Source organism: Arenibacter amylolyticus (genome assembly GCF_002150785.1).
In the GTDB taxonomy this organism is placed as follows: Bacteria; Bacteroidota; Bacteroidia; order Flavobacteriales; family Flavobacteriaceae; genus Arenibacter; species Arenibacter amylolyticus.
Genome location: NZ_MTAZ01000071.1, coordinates 1 through 5,184 on the forward strand (window position 1 = coordinate 1; position 5,184 = coordinate 5,184).

Here is a 5,184-nt window from a genome sequence, read left to right on the forward strand (position 1 = left end):
GAGAGGACAGGTAGCCAAATAATGGCTACCTTCCTACTCGATTTGGCAATGCCTATAAATAAATACTATGCGTAAGAAAACAATTTTTAACCTTGCCATTATGGCCTTAATAATCTCCTTCTTTGTTACTCCTCTGGGAGATTATAGCAAGGTATTGTTAAATAAGATATTTTCCTTTTCCCCTAAGGTGGTCCAAAAGGACCATAGGGAACAAGTGGTGAATTACGATTGGAAATTAAAAGATGTCAACGGGAATTTCTTTAATTTTAATTAGTCTAAGGGAAAGGTGGTCTTTATTAATTTTTGGAGATCCTGGATGTTGCCCAGTGAAGCAGAATTGGGGAGTATCCAAAAGCTGTATGATCACTATAAGGATAGGGTAGAATTTTATATTATTACCAATGAGGACAGAGAGCCAGTAGAAAAATTTATGCAGAAAAAAGGGTTTACATTTCCCGTTACCTATTCTATTGTTGGTAATCCAATGCCTGTAGATGGTAGTAACCCACCCCAATCTTACCTTTTGGATAGGGAAGGAAATATTGTTGTCCAAAAAGAGGGCGTGGCAGATTGGGATAATGATGGTTTAAAGGTGATTATTGATAAGTTATTGGTGAAATGACGCTAATTAAATTGAAAAATAACTGGGGTCTAAGGCTTCTGTTGCTGGCTGTCGTTGTAGTGCTCTTGCTTTCACCTGTTGGTGGTAAGATTAAGACTTACGCGGGTAGGTTTATGGCCGCCAATTCCGTAAAGGGAAAGTTGGGGGAGCAGGTGCCTTTGGCAGCCTATGAATGGGAGTTGTTGGATTTGGAGGGTAACACCCTTCAGTTTAAATCCAAAAAAGGGACGGTGGTGCTATTAAATTTTTGGGCCACTTGGTGTGCTCCGTGCATAGCCGAAATGCCTAGTTTGCAGCAGCTTTATAACGATTATGGAGATAAAGTGAGCTTTATGTTTGTAACCAATGATGATCCCAGTAAGGTAAACGCCTTTTTGGAAAAAAGAAGCTTAGAGTTACCTGTATACTACCCAAACTCACCAGAACCAAATGTATTTAGCTCCAAATTACTGCCTACCACCTATATAGTTAATGAGGAAGGGAAAATAGTGGTGGTAGAGACCGGTGCTGTGGATTGGAACAGTGAAGCAACTAGAAAACTTTTAGACGAATTGTTGTTGAACTAATTTCTTGCCTGCTTGGATTCAGTTAGATTCCTAATGCTTTTCCATTTAATGGAGCTGCAGGATTGTTATTTCTTTTTTCGAAAATATTTAAAGGGAACCACTAGCATGCCAAAACATTCCCCTTTTTCTTTCCCCAAGTGCTTGTGGTGTATTTTATGGGCTCTGCGCACGCCTCTGGCATACCAATTATTGGTGTTTCTAAAGAGCTTAAACCGTTGATGTATAAAAATATCGTGCACAAGAAAATAGGTAGCTCCATAGGCCATTATCCCAAATCCGATAGCCCAGCCCTGCCAGAAACTTGTTTCTGCACCTAAATAAAAGAAGGTCATGCTAATTAGGGCATAAAATATAAAAAAGGCATCGTTCCTCTCAAATTTGGAATCGTGGTCCTTTTTATGGTGGTCCTTGTGAAGACTCCATAAAAAACCGTGCATAATAAACTTATGGGTAAACCACGCCATGAATTCCATAAAGCAAAACGTGGAAATAAAAATCAATATCCAAAATAATACTTGCATCTTATACCATTTTAAGTTTATAGTTTAAATACGAACTAGCCAAAAGGCCAAACTTTTGATAGTTTGAAACCCTTATTCTAGTGCTTTTAATTTCTAAAGGTGGGGTCTTTTGAAGTTTCTGAAGGAGCTTATGATAGTATTTATAGGCCGTGTAAACCCCAAATTTGGCTTGTGGGGGCAATTGGACAATACCTTTGAATCCTGCCTTGAAATCGGCTTCAATTTCCGCTATGATCCTATCTTTGTTTTCCTGATTTAGTGCTTTTAAATCTACATCAGGAAAATAACTCCGGTTTAATTGTTCATAATCGGCCTTTAAGTCGCGTAAAAAATTCACTTTTTGAAAAGCAGACCCTAATGCCATCGCGGAATGCTGTAGCTTCTGATAGGCTTCTTCATTCCCATTCACAAATACCCTGAGGCACATTAATCCCACTACATCTGCTGAACCATAAATATAGTCCTTGTACTCTTTTTGATTAAGTTTTATTTTATCCCCTATGTCCATCCGCATGCTTTTTAAAAACGATTCCACTAAGTGCAGGGGGATGTTGTATTTAAAAAAAGTGTGTTGGAAGGAGTTTAAGATTGGATTCAGGCTAATTTTATGCTCCAGTGCCTCCCAAAGATCTTGTTCAAATTTATTAAATAAAAATAATTTGTCGTAATCGTGGAAACTATCCACTATTTCATCGGCAAAACGAACAAACCCGTATATATTATGGATATCTGCCCTAATAGAGGATCCCAGCATTTTTGTGGCCATGGAGAAGGAGGTGCTATAATGCTCCGTAACCAACCTGCTGCAATGATGGGATAAGGTGTCAAAAAGTGCTTTCATGCGTTAGGTTTTAATCTGTTTTGAGATGAGTTGGGATACTAACTTCCCTGATATGAGGGCTGGGGGCACCCCTGGACCGGGTACTGTAAGTTGACCTGTAAAAAACAGGTTCTTTACTTTGTTGCTCTTCAGCTTGGGTCTTAAGAAAGCTGTTTGGGTTAGGGTGTTTGCCAACCCATAGGCATTCCCTTTATAGGAGTTGTAGGTTTCTTTAAAGTCGCTTACACAAAAGTCTTCCCTAAAGAGAATATTTCCAAGTATTTCTTGGTTCGTAAGTTCTTGAAAACGTTCCATAATTATGTTAAAGTATCGCTCCCTAAGCTCCGGTCCGTCTTTAAGATCCGGGGCAATAGGGATAAGAAAAAAGGCATTTTCACATCCTTTCGGTGCCATTGTGGGATCTGTGATGGAGGGGAAGTTAGCATAAAAGAGGGGTTCCTTTGGCCACTGGGGATAGTCGTAAATATCTTTTGCATGCTGATTAAAGTCGGTGTCAAAAAATAGGTTGTGATGGGCTACATTTCTTAGCTTTGTATTAAATCCCATATAAAATAATAGGGAGGAGGGAGCAAAGGTTTTCCTGTTCCAATAGTCTTCTGAGTATTGTCTTAGTTGGGGCTGTAATAGCGTCTCTGTGTGGTGATAATCCGCACCGCTAACAACAATATCTGCTGCTATAGTCTCTTGGCCTAGCTGAATCCCAGTTACCTTTTGCTTGCCGTTAACTTGTATCCCGGTAACAGATTGGTTGGTGTGGATAGTTACGCCCAATTCGCTGGCCAAATTCACCATTGCTTTGATCACTTGGTGCATGCCGCCTTTTGGGTGCCAAGTTCCTAATCCAAAGTCGGCATAATTCATAAAGCTGTAAAAAGAGGGCGTCTTGCTTGGTTTGGCACCTAAGAATAGGACGGGGAACTCCAGGGTTGCAATTAGCTTAGGGTTTTTGAATCGTTTTCTAACCTCTTTACTTATAGAAGTAAAGAATTGGTTTAAATTCCCCAGAGTTTCCTTGGAGATTAATTCGAAAGGGGAAATGCCAGGACGTAAGACAATTTTATGAATGGCTATCTTGTAATTCTTTTGGGCTTTTGCAATAAAGCTTCGCAATGGAATGGAACTGCCTTGTTCTATTCTCTCAAATTCTTTGCAGATAAGCTCCAAACTATCTCCAATGGTGATGACTTCATCACTAAAAAATATTTTATAAGCCGGATTTAACCTCTGCAATGTATAATAGTCTGAGACCGATTTTCCAAAATCGTTGAAAAAACGTTCAAACACATCAGGCATCCAATACCAGCTGGGCCCCATGTCAAAAGTAAACCCTTCAAAGGTGAATTGTCTGGCCCTACCACCTACCGAATCGTTTTTTTCGTAAATGGTTACATCATGCCCTTCTTTGGCCAAATAACAGGCGGCCGATAGGGAAGAAAATCCAGATCCGATAATGGCTATCTTGGTTTTCATATAATAGGTTCTTTTTGAAACGGAGTGTTCTTGGGTAGGGCCCTGAGTACCGATTCTAAATTGTTAAACGTGCTGATTCCCTCAGGGATTTGGCTTGCTTCCAATTGATTTGCCTGATGTCCCAGAATCCAGAGTTGATGCAGGTTTTTGTTATTGATTAGTCGATGAAAATCTGCCATGTACTTTTCTATTTTATCAGGGGCAGGGGCAACGGTAAAATAGGAGATAAATATAATTTTGTGAAAATGCTGTTTTAAATCCTCCATGGATTCCAAGGGGGTAGCCTGACCTAGATAGATGGTATTATGGCCCATCAATCTTATTTCGTAATTAAGATACAGCAATCCTAATTCGTGTATTTCATTTTCTGGTAAAAAAAGCACATAGGTTGCTTCGTTGTTTTGCTGTACCTGTGGTTTTAACTGGGCGGTATTTGTAAAAATAAGCTGCTTTATCAGGTGGGAAATAAAGTGTTCCTGCGATGGACAAATGACATCGGTTTGCCATAAAAGACCAATTTCATGCAAAAAAGGAACCAGTACTTGTTGCCAAATTTCCCTAAAACCCATTTGAGTGGAAAGTTGGTGGTAAATTTCATAGAAGGCTTCCTGGTCAAAATTAATCATGGCCTGTTTTAGGCCTACAATAGCATGGGTGTTATTGTTGTTGTTTTGCGCTAGCTCCCCTACCAATTGCAGTAGCTCTTCGTGGGTTAATTTGGCTATTTTGGAAATTTTATGACCTGCTTGATAGAGCAATGAAATATTTAAAAGCTTTTGTAAGCTTTCCAAGCTATACGTTCTAATGTTGGTAGTGGTTCTTTCTGGGTTTAGTAATTGGTATCGTTTTTCCCATATACGAATAGTATGGGCCTTGATCCCTGAAAGGTTCTCTAAATCACGGATGCTGAATTCTCTTTTAATCTTGTTCATGATTTTTCAATGAAGATTAAACAAAAATACAATTTATACTGCTTTAATGGTAATTTATTGTAGAGAATTTCATGTTAAAAGATGGGGAGATAACAAATGCCACTAAAAAAACCGCTAACTATACGGAATTTATAGTTAACGGTTTTGGTGCCCACGACTAGATTCGAACTAGCACGTCCTTGCGAACACTACCCCCTCAAGGTAGCGTGTCTACCAATTTCACCACGTGGGC

The 5,184-nt window shown here is 39.3% G+C and carries 7 protein-coding genes and 1 tRNA gene; 3 read left to right on the forward strand and 5 right to left on the reverse strand.

Going from position 1 to position 5,184, the window contains the following annotated elements:
- Window positions 1–67 precede the first annotated feature (67 nt).
- Genes BV214_RS17030 through BV214_RS16115 form a run of 3 tightly spaced genes read left to right on the forward strand, consistent with a single transcriptional unit; the run spans window position 68 to window position 1,188 of the window.
- Complete coding sequence (locus BV214_RS17030; RefSeq protein WP_245806818.1) at window positions 68–274, forward strand: hypothetical protein; 207 nt, start codon at window positions 68–70, stop codon at window positions 272–274.
- A gap of 12 nt (window positions 275–286) precedes the next feature.
- Entirely contained in the window at window positions 287–622 is a 336-nt protein-coding gene (locus BV214_RS17035; RefSeq protein WP_262483085.1) for a TlpA family protein disulfide reductase, read from the forward strand.
- Window positions 619–1,188, forward strand: coding sequence for a TlpA family protein disulfide reductase (locus BV214_RS16115; protein WP_086478528.1), 570 nt, complete (start codon window positions 619–621; stop codon window positions 1,186–1,188). Before BV214_RS17035 ends, BV214_RS16115 begins: the two co-directional genes overlap by 4 nt.
- Before the next feature lie 65 nt (window positions 1,189–1,253).
- On the opposite strand, the gene BV214_RS16120 is transcribed toward BV214_RS16115, so the two are convergent.
- The 5 genes from BV214_RS16120 to BV214_RS16140 form a co-directional block, all read right to left on the reverse strand.
- On the reverse strand, window positions 1,254–1,709 hold the full coding sequence (locus BV214_RS16120) for a sterol desaturase family protein (RefSeq protein WP_086478529.1): 456 nt from the start codon (window positions 1,707–1,709) through the stop codon (window positions 1,254–1,256).
- A gap of 1 nt (window position 1,710) precedes the next feature.
- Window positions 1,711–2,550, reverse strand: a complete 840-nt coding sequence (locus BV214_RS16125; RefSeq protein ID WP_086478530.1) for a phytoene/squalene synthase family protein — start codon at window positions 2,548–2,550, stop codon at window positions 1,711–1,713.
- 3 nt (window positions 2,551–2,553) lie between these two features.
- Window positions 2,554–4,020 carry a phytoene desaturase family protein gene (locus tag BV214_RS16130; protein WP_086478531.1) on the reverse strand — a complete coding sequence of 489 codons (1,467 nt, stop codon included), beginning with the start codon at window positions 4,018–4,020 and terminating at the stop codon, window positions 2,554–2,556.
- Complete coding sequence (locus BV214_RS16135; protein ID WP_086478532.1) at window positions 4,017–4,952, reverse strand: MerR family transcriptional regulator; 936 nt, start codon at window positions 4,950–4,952, stop codon at window positions 4,017–4,019. Before BV214_RS16135 ends, BV214_RS16130 begins: the two co-directional genes overlap by 4 nt.
- Window positions 4,953–5,097: 145 nt before the next feature.
- Window positions 5,098–5,184 (reverse strand) — tRNA-Leu (locus BV214_RS16140).